We start from the raw sequence: 16154 nt of genomic DNA, 5'->3' as shown, positions 1-16154 counted from the left end.
CACTTCCTTCGCTCAGGAGCGCTCCTTCGGCGGCCTGGAGGCGAGTTCGGTCTCCAGTGCCGCCAGATGCGTGGTCGCAGCGTCGTCGTGGGGGAGGAACTCGACGACGTCGACGAAGCGGAAGAGCACCTGGGACTCCAGCACCGCGTACTCGTAGTCGGCGAACCCGACCACGGCGCCGGTCGCGCCGCGCGCGGTGCCGCGGTCAAGGACACGGCGCCGCGCCTGCGGGCGGCCGAGGTACGGGCAGACCATCGAGGCGTAGAGCATGCACGCCCGGTGGCCCGGGCCCTCCCAGGTGGGCTGCAGGTTCCGGTACGGACGCCCGGCGGCGCGCGCCGCGCCGATGGCCTCCGCCTCGCCCGCTCCGACGACCCGCCAGACCGGTCCGGCGGGCATGGCCGTGCCGCAGACCGAGCAGAGCCGCCGCACCGCGCAGTCCGCGCTGCGCGCGTAGTCGGTCCGCGCGAACTGCGGCTGCCCGTCCTCGAACGGGGTGATCGCGGGCACGGGGTAGCCGCGCCCGTCCTGCGGACGGTCGGCGACGGTCGGAGGCTTGGGCACGGCATCGAATCGCACAGCCGGAACCTACCTGCTCAAGGCCTGCCTGCGGCCTGCTGCGGCACGGTCGTTACGGTTCTGGTGAACTCCTCACGGCACTCAGACAGGGCCTAGCTGGACGCGACCTCGTCGTACAGGCTCTGCGTCGCCGGCGTGAAGACGATGCTGTACGACGTGTCCGCGGTGTCGCCGCCCTGTTCGTAGCCGCCGATGACGCCGATGATGCTGCCCGAGTCCGTCGCGGGGTCGTAGCCGGCGAGCCACGCGCTGCCGCTGGTGCCGCCGGTGAAGGCCGTGCAGTAGATGGTGAGCTGCGTGCTGGAGAACGCCGACGCCGAGCCCGTGCAGGTGATCGGCTCGTCCGTCGCCGACGGGTAGCCGGTGAGCTGGACCTGGGCGGTCGTCGTGCTCTGGGTCGAGAGCGTGTAGCCGCCGCCGACCGCCGACTGGAGGCTGCGGCCGTTCTGCGAGGCGACGACCGCGAAGGCCACGTCGTCGTCCTGGTCGCCGTCGCCGGTCCAGCCGCTGCTCTCCACCACCTGCGTGATCTGCCAGACGCCGTCCGGCGTGCCGCCGTCGCGGTAGTCGGGGACGAAGACCGCGCCGCCGCCGTTGCCGGCGGAGAGGCAGTGCGCGGCGGTGACGATCACGTCGCCGGAGGGGCTGTCGACGACGCTCGCGGTGCAGTGGTGGTTGCCGGGGGCGATCGAGGACGAGGAGAAGATCGCGCCGACCTTGGCGGACTGCTGGGACGCGGACAGCACCTGCGACTGCCCGGACGCGGTCTCCGGCACGTCCGCCGTCGGGACGGCGGTCACTGTGGGGGCTGGTGTCGGGGTGGGGGTGTGCGTGGGCGCGGCCTTGGGAGCCGCCTTGGGCGAGGACTTCGGCTCGGGCGCGGACCTGGGCGCGGGTGTCATCGGGGTCGTGCTCCCGACCGGGACCATCTGCGTCCCCGCCGCCGACGCCGTCCCCTCCTGTGCGGAGGTGAAGCTGAGCGTCACCCCGGCGAGCAGCAGACCGCTTCCGACCAGCGCACCTGCACGACAGCGGTAGCCCACGCCACGCGTCAGACGTGTTCCGCTGTGCAGGCCCATCGGTGTGTCCCTTCCGCCGGGTTCGTTCGTTGCGGAGGTGACCGGCCGTTACGGGGGCACCGGAGGTGCCGAAGTCTGCTTCCGCATTCCGAGACTTCCCCTGCGAACTGAGACGCCCGTGGGAGCTACATGGGAGCTGGATGAGAAGCTCGCTGTACGGACCATGACCGGCACCGCCTGTTCGTACGCGGGCTGGATCACCGAACAAGGGGACGATGAATGAGCGGAGTGGTGACGACTGCCGCAGCAGGGCTGGCCGGTGCGTCCGGCTGGACCCAGTTGGGCGTCTGTGCGGCCGGAATCGGCGCAGGCATGATCAATACCGTGGTCGGCTCGGGGACGCTGATCACCTTCCCGGTGCTGCTCGCAGCCGGGCTGCCGCCGATCACGGCGAACGTGTCGAACACGCTCGGCCTGGTGCCGGGCTCGATCAGCGGCGCCATAGGTTACCGGCGCGAGCTCGCGGACCAGGGCGGGCTGCTGCGTCGGCTCGGCGCGGCAGCGCTGCTCGGCGGTCTGACCGGGGCGACGCTGCTGGTGGAGCTGCCCGCCGGGGCCTTCACCGCGGCCGTGCCGGTGCTGATCGCGGCCGCGCTGGTGCTGGTGTTGGTGCAGCCGCTGCTGGCCAAGCGGTTGGCGGCGCGGCAGAGCGACAAGCCGCGTCCGGAGTTCGGCGGACGGGCGCTGCTGGTCGGTGTCTTCCTGTGCGGGATCTACGGCGGCTACTTCGGCGCGGCGCAGGGCGTGCTGTTGCTCGGGCTGATGGGGCTGCTGCTGGACAGGGGACTCCAGCAGATCAACGCGGTCAAGAACGTGCTGGCACTGCTGATCAACGGGATCGCGGCGGTGTTCTTCCTGTTCAGCGCGCCGATCGACTGGCGGGCGGTGCTGCTGGTCGCGGTCGGCTCGGTGATCGGCGGCCAGCTGGGTGCGCTGGTCGGACGACGGCTGCCGCCGCCCGCGCTGCGCGGCGTGATCGTCGCGGTCGGGCTGGTCGCCATCCTTCGCGTCGTGCTGACCTGACGCTGCCTCGCGTGAGGGGGGATCGGTCGGGCTGAACTCCGCCGAGCGGTACGGAGTTCAGCCCTCTGGCCGAGGACCGACGCGTCACCCCTGCCGGGACGCGAATACGGGAATGCGCGCCGACTGCGTCCCGAGCCCCGACGGGCCGGAGGGGAAGGTGAGGGCCTTCGGGCCCATGGCGGTACCCCCGGCCGAGGGCCGGGGGCCGGTCCGGGCGCCCGCCGGTCCGCCGCCGTAGCGAGCCAGGAGCTCGCGTTCGCGGTAGCGGCCGCTCTCCGCGTGCCAGCGGTGGATCGCGGCCGCCCAGTCCTCCAGCTCCCGCAGGAAGCCGGTCACGGCCGCCAGCTGGTCGGCGTCGAGTTCCAGGTCCGCGCAGACCACCGGGAGTTCCTCGGTGACCAGGTGCTGGTACTGCCGCAGCCGGGAGTCGGCCAGGTCGGCGACCACGGCGACGGCCGTCGGGTAGTCGCAGTCGAAGAAGTTCTGCACCACCAGTACGGCGTTGTGCAGCTCGCCCTCGAACTCGACCTCCTTCTGATAGGAGTGCAGGTCGTTGAGGAGGCAGCAGTAGTCGGCCACCGCTCCCTCGATCGCGCGGACCGTGCCGCTCGCGTAGAAGGCGTTCGGCAGCAGGGCCGGCTTGCCGAGGCGCGTCAGCGCCATGGTCAGCGACGCGCCGAAGGTGTCGCGGCGCATCTCGACGTAGTCGACCGGGTCCGGGATCCGGTGCAGCGCCTGGTTGTCCAGCTCCCAGATCCAGCTGTCCAGCATCACGACGACGGAGTCGAAGACCGCCCAGCGCGCGCCCTGGTCCAGGCCGGAGACGGTGCGCTGCCACAGGTCGGCCAGCCCACGCTCGAGCGGCGTGGTCGGTCGACCGGGCGCATCGTCCGGGCGCACCGGCATCAGCGTGCGCAGTCGCGCGTTGGCGAGCCGGGCGGCGGCGTGGTCGCCGGTGCGGCCGAAGACGAGCGGGTAGTAGTCGTCCGCGTAGGTGCCCCAGGCCAGCCACTGCGCGGCCAGGTCGACGTCCTCCGCGCTGCCGTCCGGGAGGATCCCGGCCGCGCAGAGGGCGAAGTCCATCTCCGCGAGCAACTGGTCGTCCCAGAGGCCCTCGCTGTACAGCCCCGTCTCCGCGCACCAGCTCCGCAGCCGCTCGCGCGCGCCGTCCAGATGCGGGCTCAGCGTCAGCGGGAACGGCGGTGCGGGGACCGGCACCTGGGACGGTCCGACGCGCTGGTGCGGCACATGGGTGAAGCTGCGGATCCGCTTGAGCCCCAGACGGTTCGTCAGCGCCTTGATATCGGCGGCCGACAGGCCGACGCCGGGCAGCAGGCCGCCGAGTCCGAGCGGGGTCCGGGCGGCGCCGTCCAGCGCGCCCTCGTTCATGTAGCGGGAGGAGCGCAGATGCCACTCGTGCCCGCCGGACTGCCAGTCCTGCAGGCCCTTCGCGTAGGCGAAGACGGCGGCGACCTCGACGGGGTCGAGCCGCTGCGTCGTCACCAGCTCGGGCACCTCGGTCAGCGCGGTGTGCTCGAACTGGTGCAGCCGTGAGGTCAGCAGGTCGTTGACGGCGTCGGCCGCCTCCTGGGTGGAGCAGTTGAGGAAGGTCTCCAACACCAGGACGCCGTTGCTGAGTTCACCCTCGTCCTCGACCTCGCGCTGGTACGAGAAGAGGTCGTTCCGCAGGTGCACCGCGTCCGAGAAGGCGTCGCGGAGCACACGCAGCGGCCTTCCGTGCGCAACCCGCTCCGGCACCTCCGCCCGCGCGGCGAACTCCACCAGTCCGGCCGACCAGGGCGCGCCGCCGACCTTGCGGCGCATCTCGATGTACTCGACCGGGTTGGCGATCCGCCCGGCGTTGATGTTGGACAGCTCCCACAGCGACTCGTTGAGCAGATTGCGGGTGCTCTCCGCGAACCGCGCCCGCCAGCCCGGCGACAGATGCGGCACGGTCCGCCGCCACAGGTCGGCGAGACCCGCCTCGACGGGATTGGTCGGCTCGGGCATCCCGTCCGCGAGGTCGAGCGGCATGAACGCCGGGAGGCGGTCGAGGTAGGCCTTGGCGCCCGCACGGTCCTGCGTGCGTTTGAAGAGCTCCAGGAAGTGGTCGTCGAAGAAGAAGACCCAGACGTACCAGTCGGTCACCGTGTCCAGGTCCTCGGCGGACGCGTCGGGGTGCGTGTAGGCGCAGAGCAGCGCGTAGTCGTGCGCGGTGAGGTCCCGTTCGTCCCAGACGCCGGAGCCCTCCAGCATGCCCATCGACCGGGCCCACTCCTTGGTGTGGGCCCGCGCCCGCTCCAGGTGCGGACTCAGCCGCGCGGGGTGGGGGACGTAGAACTCGGGGAGGACGAAGGGCTGTTGCGCGTGCGCGGCAGAAGTCACGCGCTGGGACTACCCGGGCGGTTGCCCGGGAATTCCGGGGCGGAACAAGTCATATCGTCAGATGCACTGTCCGGGGGCGCGGGGAACCGCGCCCCCGGACAGTGCAACTTCCCGGTGCTCTTACTGCTCCAGCTTCGCGAGCGCAGCGTCGAGTCGGGCCAGCACGCGGTCGCGGCCCAGCGCCTCGAGGGACTCGAACAGCGGGAGGCCGACGGTGCGGCCGGTGACCGCGACGCGGACCGGGGCCTGGGCCTTGCCGAGCTTGAGGCCGTGGCGCTCGCCGATCTCCAGGAGGGTCTGCTTCAGCGGCTCCGCCGCCCACTCCGCCGTCTCGTACGCGGCGCGGGCGTCGCGCAGGACCTCGGCCGCGCCCGGCTTCATCGCCTTGGTCCAGGAGGCCTCGTCCTCGACCGGCTGGTCCAGGAAGAGGAAGTCGACGTTGGCGGTGATCTCCGACAGCACCGCGAGGCGGGTCTGCGCCAGCGGGGCGATCCGCTCGAAGAGGGCCCGGTCGAACTGCTCCGGGGTCCAGTTGGCGTGCGGGGCGACCAGGTAGGGCGCGCACGCGGCCAGGAACTGCTCGGGGCTGAGGGCCCGGATGTACTCGCCGTTGAACGCCGTCAGCTTCTTGATGTCGAAGAAGGCCGGCGAGGTGTTGACGTCCTCGATCCGGAAGCGGCGCTGCAGCTCCGCGAAGGGCAGGATCTCCTCGTCGGCGCCCGGGGCCCAGCCCAGCAGCATCAGGTAGTTGACCATGGCGTCCGGCAGGAAGCCCTCGGCCAGGTAGTCCTCCAGCGCGACCTTGTCGCGGCGCTTGGAGAGCTTCTGCCGCTTCTCGTTGACGATCACCGACAGGTGCGCCCAGACCGGCGGGGTCGCGCCCAGCGCCTCCCAGAGCAGCTGCTGCTTGGGCGTGTTGGAGAGGTGCTCCTCGCCGCGGATGACCTCGGTGATCCGCTCGTCGAGGTCGTCGACGACGTTGGCCAGCAGGAAGACCGGGGAGCCGTCGCCGCGCGCGATGACGAAGTCCTCGATGGCCTTGTTCGGGAAGACCGTGTCGCCGCGGACGACGTCCTTGACCAGCGTCTCGCCCTCGTCCGGCGTGCGGAAGCGGAGCGCGCGGCCCTCGGCGTACGCAAGGCCCCGCTCGCGGCAGAAGCCGTCGTAGCCCAGCTGCTCGGAGCCGGTGCGCTTGGCGAGTTCCTCGCGGGTGCAGTCGCAGTAGTACGCGCGCCCGGCGTCGCGCAGCTGCGCTGCCGCCTCGCGGTGGCGGTCCGCGTTGTGGGACTGGAAGTAGGGGCCCTCGAAGGCCGGATCGTCCTTGCTGATCCCGATCGCGGCGAGCGCGCTGATGATGCCGTCGATCCACTCCGGCTTGTTGCGCGCGGCGTCGGTGTCCTCGATGCGGAGCACGAAGACGCCGCCGTCGGACTGTCGCGCCACGGCCCAGTTGTACAGAGCGGAACGCGCGCCGCCGACGTGGAACATGCCGGTGGGCGAGGGGGCGAAGCGGACACGTACCGGAGTAGCAGACATGGGGCAAGAGTATCGAGCCCACGGGGCAGCTCGCCGCCGAGTAACCGTGCCACGCGGACGTGGCGCGTCGGGGTCCACCGCCGGGACGGCCGGGTTCAGCTCAGGTGGCTGAGCTTCTCGGGGGTGAGCACGGCGAAGACACGGGAGATCAGGCCCGCGTCGTCGAACTCGAAGACGTAGACCACCCTGCGCACCGGAGTCCGGATCTCCAGCGCCGGTGCGCCGTTGTACCAGGCGTGCCGGATGTCGCCGGAGCTGTAGAAGCGCTCGAAGACCTTGGTCCAGAGGCGGGCGGCCTTCGCCGAGCCGTGGATCGGGTTGCGCCCCGCGCCGGGCATGCCGTTGCCGTCGGTGATCGCCACCACGTCCTCGCGCAGCAGCGACTCCAGCCGGGCGAGGTCACCGCCCCGGGCGGCGGCCAGGAACGCGTCGACCAGCGGTCGGCCCCGCTCGGGATCGAGCCGGTCCGTCCGGCGCGGCTCGGCGGTGACACGGCGGCGGGCCCGGCTGAGCAGCTGGCGGCAGGACTCCTCGCTGCGGGTGAGGATCTCGGCGATCTCCGGGTACGGCACGCCGAAGGCCTCGCGCAGCACGAAGACGGCGCGCTCGGCGGGAGCGAGCCGGTCCAGGAGCAGCAGCACGCCCATCGAGGCGGAGTCGCGCAGCGCCGCCCGCTCGGCCGGGTCGGCGCGGTCGCTCCAAGCGTCCACCGACGCGGGCAGCGGCTCGGGGAGCCAGGAGCCGACGTAGAGCTCGCGCCGGGACGCGGCCGAGCGGAGCCGGTCCAGGGCCAGCCGGGTGGTGACGGTGGTGAGGTAGGCCGCCGGGTTGGCGACCTCGTCCCGTTCCGCCGCGCCGAGCGCACTCCAGCGCAGGTACGCGTCCTGGACGGTGTCCTCCGCCTCGTGCACCGAGCCGAGCAGGCGGTACGCGAGGGACAGCAGCATCGGCCGCTGGTCCAGGAACGCGGCACTGCCGGATTCGGCCGGCGCGGCGACGGGCGGCACGGGGTTCAGTCCTGCGGCTTGACGTACGCCTGCGTGGTCACGGCCAGCCGGTTCCATACGTTGATCGTAACGATCGCCATCAGCAGATGAACGAGTTCCTTCTCGTTGAACTGCCCGGCGGCGCGCTCCCAGACCTCGTCCGGGACGCCGTGCTGCCCCAGCCGGGTGACCGCGTCGGTCAGCGCCAGGGCGGCCTGCTCGCGCGGGGTGAACAGGTGCTCGGCCTCCTCCCAGGCCCCGACGACGACCAGGCGCTGGAGCGTCTCGCCCTGCGCGGCGGCCTCGCGGGCGTGCATGTCGAGGCAGAAGGCGCAGCCGTTGAGCCCCGAGGCGCGCATCTTGACCAGCTCGCGCAGGGTCGGGTCGAGCTGCTGGGTGCCGACCTCCTCCATGCGCATCATGGCCTGGTAGGCGTCGGGGTCGATCCGGTACCAGTTGAGGCGGCCCGGCGCGGCGGCGGTGTTCTCACTCATGGTTTCGTCCTTTCGGGACCTCGGTGCGCTGTCTCCCACTCGACGGGGCAGCGCGTCGGGTTGTGACAGGCCCCTTCGTGACCTCCGTCACACCTCACCCGTCGCCGTCCGGCGAGCTCGTTCCGCCGTCGGGTCCGCCGTCGGGTCCGCTGCCGGGCATCGGGCTGTCCAGGCCTTTGACGCTGGCCCAGATCTCCTCGTTGGCCTGCCGCTCGTCCAACTGGTCCTCGTGCGACAGGTCCTCGCCCGCCGCCTCCCGGGCCAGCGGCCCGGTGGCCGGGTTGACGCCGCCGAGGACCGCCGCCGACGGCTTGACCGCCGTGTACGGGGTCAGGTTCGGCTGGTCGGTGAAGGCCGCGGACATGGGCGTGGCCAGCGCGTCGAACTGCGTCATCGGGCCGATGCCCGCGAGGAGTTCGATGGTGCGCAGCATCGAGACCGTGGAGTAGAAGGTCGAGTCGACCCTGCCGGTCTGCGTGTAGGGGCTGATGAGCTGTGCCTCGGTCCGGTGCGCGTCGACGTGGTCCGGTCCGTCCTGGGCGTCGTCCTCGACGACGAAGATGGCGGTGGAGGCCCAGTACGGCGAGTGCGAGACGGTGTCGACCAGCCGCCCGAGCGCGTAGTCGTTGTCCGCGATGTACGCCGTCGGCGTCGGCATGCCGGGCGCGGTGGTCGCGGTGTGGTCGCCCGGCAGCCGCAGCAGTGTGACCGTCGGCAGGTCGTGGTGGGCCACGTAGCCGGTGAACTCCCGCTGCCACTCGTCGATCCGGGGCGTGCAGGCCGGATTGCGGCTGGGCCAGGTGCCGCCGGAGTCGGGGCAGGTGATGTCCCAGCCGGTGAAGTCCGGGTCGCTGTGCGCGACCAGCCGCGGATCGGGCCCGGACGAGCCGGAGTTGAAGACCCGGCCGGTCTCGTAGAAGCCGTAGTTGCGGAACGGGACGCCCCTGTCCGCCAGTCGGTCCCAGATGTACGCGTCGAGCGGGTCGCGGTTCATCGCGGCGGCCGGGCTGCCTCCCTCGTACTCGTAGGGATGGTGGCGGCCCGAGTAGTCGCCCACCCAGGTCTGCTCCACATAGGGGTTGCTGTTCGCGCCGACCGACCAGTTCCACCCCTGGGCGCTGACTTCGGCGTTGGCGTAGAAGTTGTCGAGGGTGACGAACGTCCGTTGCAGCGCACGGGAGTTGGGCGCGGAGTCGTCACCGAAGAGGTTCAGAGCCGGATCGCCGTCGCCCTTGCCCAGGCTGCCGAACACCTGGTCGTAGGTGCGGTTCTCCCGCACCACGTAGATGACGTGCGTGATCGGCGAGCGCTCGCCGACCCGCATCGGCACAGGGGTGCCGGGCGCCCCGCTGCGGTCGGCACGGCCGAACCCGTCGAACCGGCCGAACCCGTCGTCGCGGACGACCGTGCGGGACCAGCCGGCCAAGGTCGCGGCGTCCGACGTGGGGACGGTGGAGAGGCTGCCGACGATCATCGTGCCGGAGTACTGGCCGATCCAGTGCGCGCTGGCGCGACGGACCGCGTCCGTGTACGGGTCGGGGCCCTGGGGGTTCGGGCTCGCCCCGAGGCCCTTGGCGTTGACGACGTAGAGCGAGCGGCCGTCGCGCGACGGGGTGACGGCGGTCGGGTACCAGGCGGTCGGGATCAGGCCCAGCATCCGGCCGTCGGCGGCGTCCAGCACCGCGACGTCGTTGTCGCCGGAGTCGGCGACGTAGAGGCGGCGACGGTCGGGGGAGAGCGAGAGGCCGTCCGGGTTCGACCCCACGGGCGCGCCCCGCCACGGCGCGAGGCCGAAGGTGCGCGCTGGGGCGCGCCCGCCCGCGTGCACGACGCTGACCGAGTCGCTCTCGCTGTTGGCGACGTAGAGCGTGCCGGTACGCGGGTCGACGGTCATCCGGTTGGGATGGGTCCCGACGGTGACAGTGCGGACCGGCAGCGGGCTCGCGTCGGTCAGCGCCAGCACACTGACGGTGTCGGCACCCTGGTTGCTGACGTAGGCGAGCCGCCCGTCGGGGGAGAGGGCGACGTCGTACGGGTCGTGGCCCACGGGAACGGTCCAGGTCGTCGGGGGCGCGGCCGCTCTCGGTCCGGTCACCTCCGACAGGGCCACCACGGTGACGGCGTCGGCCAGTTGATCGGCGACGACCAGTCGGCTGCCGTCCGGCGTGACCGCCAGGCCCGCCGGATACATCGTCACCTTCCGCCCGGCGGGGTTGGCGGTCGGCAGCGCGATGTCCGGGGCCTGGGTCAACCGGTCGTCCGGGCCGACGGAGTAGACGTGAACGGTCCCGGATCCGCCGCCGCTCGCGTAGGCGTGCCGCCCGTCCGGAGCGAAGGCGACGCCGCCGTAGACGCCGTCCGGACTGGCGTAGTCGAACCGCTGCACCACTGTGCTGGTCGCGGTGTCCACGACCTGCAGCGACTCCTTGGGCGCGTCACCCGCGTCGAGCACCAACAGCAGCCGACCGTCCGGGCTGAGCGCGGACGCGGTGGGCAGCGAGCCCAGCGCGGTCTGCCGCCCGACCGGCGCGACCCGCCAGCCCGCCGGGGTGTACGCGGTGCCGTCGCCGACCGGCCCGGCGTGGTGGCGCCCGCCGATGTCGACGCCGTACGCCGTCCCGGCGGCGGCCACGACGAGGGCGGTGAAGGCGACCGCGGTTCTGATGCGTCGTCCGATGCCGCCGGTGCCGTGGACCCGCTCTCGCTCCATGGGAGGTATTCAAGGTGACCGTCCGTGGACCTCCCCGCAGGACACGGCGGCGCATCCGGGTGCTACGTTCGCCGCATGAAACGAGTCCCGTTCCACGGTGCCGAGAAGGAAAGCCTGCACGTCGCCCTCGACCGGCACCGCGACGCGGTGCTGTGGAAGCTCGGCGGCCTGGACGACGAGCAGCTCCGGCGGCCGATGACCCCGTCCGGGACCAACCTGCTCGGGCTGGTCAAGCACCTGAGCGGGGCCGAGCTGGCCTGGTTCTGCGAGACCTTCGGTCGCGAGATGGGGCCGCTGCCGTTCGACCTCGACGCCGAGGACGACCCGGACATGCGCGTCGAGCCGCACGAGTCGACCGAGGAGATCCTCGCCTTCTACGCCCGGGCCCGCGCCACCGCCGACCAGGCCATCGGCGAGCTGTCCCTGGACACCGCCGGTACGGCGTGGTTCGGCGACTCCGTCACGCTGCGCTGGGTGCTGATCCACATGACCACCGAGACGGCCCGGCACGCGGGCCACATGGACATCATGCGCGAGCTGATCGACGGCGCGACCGGCGACCACAAACGCCGCTGACTCCCGTCGGTCCGACCATCCGTCAGGTGGAGGGGACCGGTCCCTCCAGCTGACGGCTGATCCACTCGATCGGGCCCGCGCCCATCGCCGGGACGTAGGTGTACGCGTTGTGGCGCCCGTCCGGGATCAGGTTCAGCGTGGTGTGGACCGGCCCCTTGTTGCCGTAGGCCGCGAGGAAGTTCTCGATCGCCCTGATCGTCGCCCGGTTCTCGTGGGAGCCGACCTGGAACGCCAGGTAGACGTCTGGGCCGCCGCGCGCGATCAGCTGCTGGGCCAGCACCAGCGGGTTGTTCTGCTGCTGCTCGACCGGGTGTCCCTTCCAGAAGGGCGAGTCCGGCACGATGTCCGGCCCGGAGGCCAGCACGGCCTTGAACCGGTCCGGGTACTGCAGCACCAGCTTCAGCCCGGCGAAGCCGCCGCTCGACGACCCCATGAAGGCCCACCCGTCCCGGGACCTGAGGGTGCGGAAGTTCTGCCGCATCAGGTCCGGGATGTCCTCCGCCAGCCAGGTGCCCATCTTGGGCTGACCGGGGATGTCGCTGCCGTCCCAGTAGTGGGAGTGGTCGTCCGGGCCCGGGTTGAGCACCGGCATCGCCAGCAGGAACGGTTTGCTCTTCCCCTGCTGGTACCAGTCGGTGATGCTGCTCTCCAGCTTGAGGCCCGGGTCCTTCCAGTAGTTGTCGTTGAAGCCGGGCCCGCCCGGAAGCGCGATCAGCACCGGGAAACCGCTGTGCGCGTACCGCGGGTCGCTGTACTCCTTCGGCGCCCAGACCCAGACCTTGCCGGTGTAGCCCGACTTCCGACCGGTGATGGTCGCGACCGCGATGTGCGTCCCGTCGTCCAGCGTGTGCTCGATCCGCCACTGCGTCTCCGGGCCGGTGGGCAGTTCGGTACGCGCGTCGGACGAGACCGCGCCGTCGCCCGCGCCGTGGCCGTCAGGGCCCGCCGGGACCGGGGTGTCGAAGACGATCGGCTCACCGCGCTGGCTGAACGGCGGGATCTCGTAGTGCTTCATCAGCGGGACGCCGATCGCCGCCACCACGCCCACACACACCGTCAGCGAGCCCCAGAGCAGCAGCCGTCGCGTGCGTCGCCGTTGTACCCGTCGTACCCGCCCGACGGGGCGAAGACGGGAGCGCCAGGTCCGCCGGTCGGCTGGTTCGTCAGGTTCGGCCGGTTCGGTGGGTTCAGCCGGTTCGGCCGGCTCGGGCGCGGTGGACTGGTCGGTCATGAGCGGCTCCGGGTGCTGGGTGCTGGGTGTGGCGACGCGGGTCGGGAATCCGTGGAATTCAGGACGTATAACGGGAAATCAACACTAAGCGCTCCCCCTGGCTTCTCCGGCGCGGCCGACCGGGCGCAATTTTCTCTCCATGTCGAGATTCTTGATGTCGACACGACTCCCGGGTCCAGGTATCTTGATGTCGAGATACCGCGATGGAGGCGGGAGGCCGGAAGTCCGGAGGGGGACGCCATGTGGAGCCAGCTGCGCAACCCGCCCGGCGGGCGGGACGCCCGGATCATGCTGGTGGCCCAGTTCGTGGACCGGGCCGGCACCGGTGTGTGGGCCGCCGCCGGCGTCCTCTACTTCGCCCTTGTCGCCGGGCTCGACGCCCAGCAGATCGGCCTGCTGCTGGGCGCTGCGGGCGTCGCCGGAATCGCCGGATCACCGCTCGCCGGGTGGCTCGCCGACCGCGTGCCGGCGCGCACGGTACTGATGGGCAGTCACCTCGTCCGAATGGTGGCCCTTTCCGCCCTGATGTTCTGCCACGGCTTCGCCGCGCTCCTGCCCTTCGTCGCCGTCACCGCGTTGGCCGAGCGCGCGGCGAAGATGCTGGAGATGCTCTTCGCCACCCGGATCGCGGGCGACCGGCGCTCCACCTACCAGGCGCTCACCCGCACCTCCGCCAACGCGGGTTACGCACTCGGCGCGGGCCTCGCGGCGATCGGCCTGGCCGTCGGCACGCTCGCCGCGTACCGGGCGCTGGTGCTGGCCAACGTGGTCACCTACCTGCTCGCCGCCGTGCTGGTCCGGCGCACCCGCGAGCCCGGCGCGCGGACGACGGCGGTCCCGGTCCCAGAGCAGGTCCCGGTGCCAGTGCCGGTAGCCACGTCGGAGGACGCGCCCAGCGCTGCCCCTGCCGCCGCCGCGCCGGGCCCGTCGGCGGTGGCCAACCCGTGGCGGGACAAGGGCTATCTGCTCTTCGTGCTCCGCGACATCCCGCTCTGCCTGGACGACTCCCTGCTCAACGTCGGACTGCCGCTCTGGCTGGTCGGCCACACCCGGGCCCCGCACGCGTTCGTCCCGGCGTTCCTGGCGGTCAACACTGTGCTCGTCGTCGTCCTGCAGCTGCGGATCTCCGCCGCGACCGAGGGCCCGCGCCGGGCGGTGCGCGCGGTGGTCTGGTACGGGGTGTCGCTGTTGGCCTGCTGCCTGATCCTGGCCACGGCGACCGGGGGCGGCGCGATCAGCGCCTCGCTGGCGCTGCTGGCGGCGGCGGTCGTGGTCACCCTGGCCGAGCTGGTCCGCTCGGTGACCTCGTGGGAGCTCGCGGTCTCGCTGGCCCCGGAGCACGCCCGTGCCGCCTACCTCGGGGTGGCCGGGATGTCCCAGGCGATCCAGAAGTCCGCCGGTCCGCCGCTGCTCACGGGCGTGGTGATGGCGGCGGGACCGGTCGGCTGGGCGGTGCTGGGCGCGGCGGTCACCGGTATCTCTGTCGCGCAGAGCGCCGCGAGCCGACGTCGGCTCGCGGCGATGACGCTCCCGCAGGCCGACCGGTTCGATCCGGCCGGCGCGAGCCGCTCGGCCCAGCCGGTCGGACTGAGCTGAGGAGAGGGCGTCGAACGGTTCAGCCGATCAGGACGCTCTTGTCGTGCAGGGCGTCCAGGACCGGCCCGTACATCCGCTGCTTGATCTTTCCCAGGGTCGGCCCGGCCTTCTTCACCTGCGGGTGGACCAACTCGACGGCGGCTGACAGGACTTCACCTTCGGACGCGGTCCGGTCGACGATCTCGCGTGCCAGTGCCTCGGCGCCGCCGAAGCGGCGGGCGGTGACCATCGCCTCGTGCGCGGTCTGCGGTGTCAGCCTGGCCTGGATCAGCGCCGACATGCCGGGCGTGAAGGGGATGTCGATGTCCGCCTCGGGCAGGCACCAGTAGCCGCGGTCCGTGCGCATCACCCGCAGGTCGTGCGCGAGCGACAGCATCGCCCCGGCGGCGAAGGCGTGTCCCTGGATCGCCGTCGCCGTGACGAACGGCAGCGTCAGCATGCGGGCGAAGAGAGCGTGGACAGCGGCGACGTAGTCCTCGACCTTGTCGCCGTTCGCGAAGAGCCAGTCGAGGTCGAGGCCGTTCGACCAGAACTTCCCGGTCGCCGCGGTCACCAGCGCCTTCGGTCCTTCCGCGGCCTCGACCTCGTCGAGCAGCGCGTTGGCGGAGGCCAGCCAGTCGGGGTGGAAGCGGTTCTCGGTGTCCCCGATGTCGAGGACGAAGACGTCGTCCTGGCGGTCGAGCACTGGCATGGCGCAGCTCCTGCACTGGTCGGTTCGTGGCGCGGTGTCTCGAAATCGGCTTCCCCGGACGAGACTTACCAGCAGGTAGCCAATTGTCGGTCATGCTACCCGCGACCTCTGCGGCTGTCTGTCGCTTTTGGGGCGGCTTGCGGGCAGGCGGTCGGTGATGCGTCCGTGGCCGGTCGGCGAGCTGTCGGCGGGCGGCTCACGCACGAAATACCCCCAGAATGAGCACGTGGACTACCAGGAACTCCTCGACGCGGCCTTGGCGGCGGCCCGCCGTACCCGTGGCACCGGCCATGTCGCCGACTACATCCCCGCGCTGGCGCGCGTCGATCCCGACGCCTTCGGCATGGCCGTCGCCACCGTCGAGGGCGACGTCCTCGGCGTGGGGGATTGGGAACAGCCGTTCTCCATCCAGAGCGTCTCCAAGCTGCTGACGCTCACCCTCGTCCTGGCCCAGGGCGGCGACGACGTCTGGCAGCGGGTCGGCCGCGAGCCGTCCGGCAACCCGTTCAACTCGCTGGTGCAGCTGGAGACGGAGCACGGCATCCCGCGCAACCCGTTCATCAACGCCGGCGCCGTCGTGGTCACCGACCGCCTGCACAGCCTGACCGGAGGCCACGCCGCCGACGCCGTCCTCGACTTCGTCCGCGCCGAGTCCGGCAACCCGGACCTCGCCATCGACCCGGAGGTCGCCGCCTCCGAGGCCGAGTCCGGCCACCGCAACGCCGCGCTGGCCCACTTCATCGCCAGCCACGGCAACCTGGTCAACCCGGTCGATACCGTGCTGACCGAGTACTACGCGCACTGCGCCATAGCGGCCAGCTGCCGCGACCTCGCGCAGACCGGCCTGGTCCTGGCCCGCCACGGCCTCCGTGTCGACGGCAGCCGCCTGCTCTCGCGCAGCGAGGCCAAGCGGATCAACGCCATCCTGCTGACCTGCGGCACGTATGACGCCGCGGGTGAGTTCGCCTACCGCGTCGGCCTGCCCGGCAAGAGCGGCGTGGGCGGCGGCATCCTGGCGATCCTCCCGGGCCAGGCGGCGATCTGCGCCTGGGGCCCGGCGCTGGACCCGGCGGGCAACTCCGTCGCGGCGGTCGCTGCGCTCGACGCCTTCACCACACTCTCGGGACTGTCGATCTTCTGACGTACGGCGCTGACGTACGTGTCCGGTGGTGCCGTGCGCTGCGGTCGATGCGACCGTAGCGTTCCCGGCCGCACCGCGCTGACTCGTGCGGGGGACTTGGCTGAGGAGGGCGTGACCGGAAGGCAGG

General features: G+C 71.7%; 13 protein-coding genes. 4 read left to right on the top strand and 9 right to left on the bottom strand.

What is annotated here, in order from left to right:
• Positions 1-12: 12 nt before the first annotated feature.
• A complete protein-coding gene (locus ABH940_RS00305) occupies positions 13-579 on the bottom strand; it encodes a hypothetical protein (protein WP_370065419.1) in 567 nt (188 codons plus the stop codon).
• 92 nt (positions 580-671) lie between these two features.
• Positions 672-1658: a serine protease gene (locus ABH940_RS00300; protein ID WP_370065421.1), complete on the bottom strand. Its 987-nt coding sequence runs from the start codon at positions 1656-1658 to the stop codon at positions 672-674.
• Positions 1659-1877: 219 nt separating this feature from the next.
• Here ABH940_RS00300 and ABH940_RS00295 point away from each other — a divergent pair, with 219 nt between their 5' ends.
• Entirely contained in the window at positions 1878-2681 is an 804-nt protein-coding gene (locus tag ABH940_RS00295; protein ID WP_370065423.1) for a sulfite exporter TauE/SafE family protein, read from the top strand.
• A gap of 84 nt (positions 2682-2765) precedes the next feature.
• Here ABH940_RS00295 and ABH940_RS00290 read toward each other — a convergent pair whose 3' ends face one another.
• The 5 genes from ABH940_RS00290 to ABH940_RS00270 form a co-directional block, all read right to left on the bottom strand.
• Positions 2766-5066 carry a germacradienol/geosmin synthase gene (locus tag ABH940_RS00290; RefSeq protein WP_370103841.1) on the bottom strand — a complete coding sequence of 767 codons (2301 nt, stop codon included), beginning with the start codon at positions 5064-5066 and terminating at the stop codon, positions 2766-2768.
• A 120-nt stretch (positions 5067-5186) separates the two neighbouring features.
• Entirely contained in the window at positions 5187-6554 is a 1368-nt protein-coding gene (gene gltX, locus ABH940_RS00285; protein ID WP_370065549.1) for a glutamate--tRNA ligase, read from the bottom strand.
• A gap of 143 nt (positions 6555-6697) precedes the next feature.
• Positions 6698-7609, bottom strand: a complete 912-nt coding sequence (gene sigJ / locus ABH940_RS00280) for an RNA polymerase sigma factor SigJ (protein WP_370065427.1) — start codon at positions 7607-7609, stop codon at positions 6698-6700.
• Between the two features lie 5 nt (positions 7610-7614).
• A complete protein-coding gene (locus ABH940_RS00275; protein WP_370065429.1) occupies positions 7615-8082 on the bottom strand; it encodes a carboxymuconolactone decarboxylase family protein in 468 nt (155 codons plus the stop codon).
• Positions 8083-8176: 94 nt separating this feature from the next.
• The gene (locus ABH940_RS00270; RefSeq protein ID WP_370103839.1) at positions 8177-10792 is read right to left on the bottom strand and encodes a bifunctional YncE family protein/alkaline phosphatase family protein; all 2616 of its coding nucleotides are present in this window, start codon (positions 10790-10792) and stop codon (positions 8177-8179) included.
• 75 nt (positions 10793-10867) lie between these two features.
• Here ABH940_RS00270 and ABH940_RS00265 point away from each other — a divergent pair, with 75 nt between their 5' ends.
• Positions 10868-11368 (top strand): DinB family protein, encoded by a 501-nt coding sequence (locus tag ABH940_RS00265; RefSeq protein ID WP_370065433.1) that lies wholly within the window; start codon positions 10868-10870, stop codon positions 11366-11368.
• Positions 11369-11390: 22 nt separating this feature from the next.
• Here the strand turns inward: ABH940_RS00265 and ABH940_RS00260 are convergent, their stop codons facing one another.
• The gene (locus tag ABH940_RS00260) at positions 11391-12599 is read right to left on the bottom strand and encodes an alpha/beta hydrolase (protein WP_370065435.1); all 1209 of its coding nucleotides are present in this window, start codon (positions 12597-12599) and stop codon (positions 11391-11393) included.
• Between the two features lie 240 nt (positions 12600-12839).
• On the opposite strand from ABH940_RS00260, the gene ABH940_RS00255 reads away from it, so the two are divergent.
• A complete protein-coding gene (locus ABH940_RS00255; protein WP_370065437.1) occupies positions 12840-14195 on the top strand; it encodes an MFS transporter in 1356 nt (451 codons plus the stop codon).
• A 19-nt stretch (positions 14196-14214) separates the two neighbouring features.
• On the opposite strand, the gene ABH940_RS00250 is transcribed toward ABH940_RS00255, so the two are convergent.
• Positions 14215-14886: an enoyl-CoA hydratase-related protein gene (locus ABH940_RS00250; protein WP_370065439.1), complete on the bottom strand. Its 672-nt coding sequence runs from the start codon at positions 14884-14886 to the stop codon at positions 14215-14217.
• A 226-nt stretch (positions 14887-15112) separates the two neighbouring features.
• Between ABH940_RS00250 and ABH940_RS00245 the strand changes: the two genes are divergently transcribed.
• Positions 15113-16027, top strand: a complete 915-nt coding sequence (locus ABH940_RS00245; protein WP_370065441.1) for a glutaminase — start codon at positions 15113-15115, stop codon at positions 16025-16027.
• Positions 16028-16154: the final 127 nt, after the last annotated feature.

Origin of the sequence: Streptacidiphilus sp. BW17, assembly GCF_041262485.1 — a bacterium.
GTDB lineage: Bacteria > Actinomycetota > Actinomycetes > Streptomycetales > Streptomycetaceae > Streptacidiphilus.
Note: the sequence above shows the minus strand (reverse complement) of the source record. Positions and strands in the feature narration are given on the sequence as shown.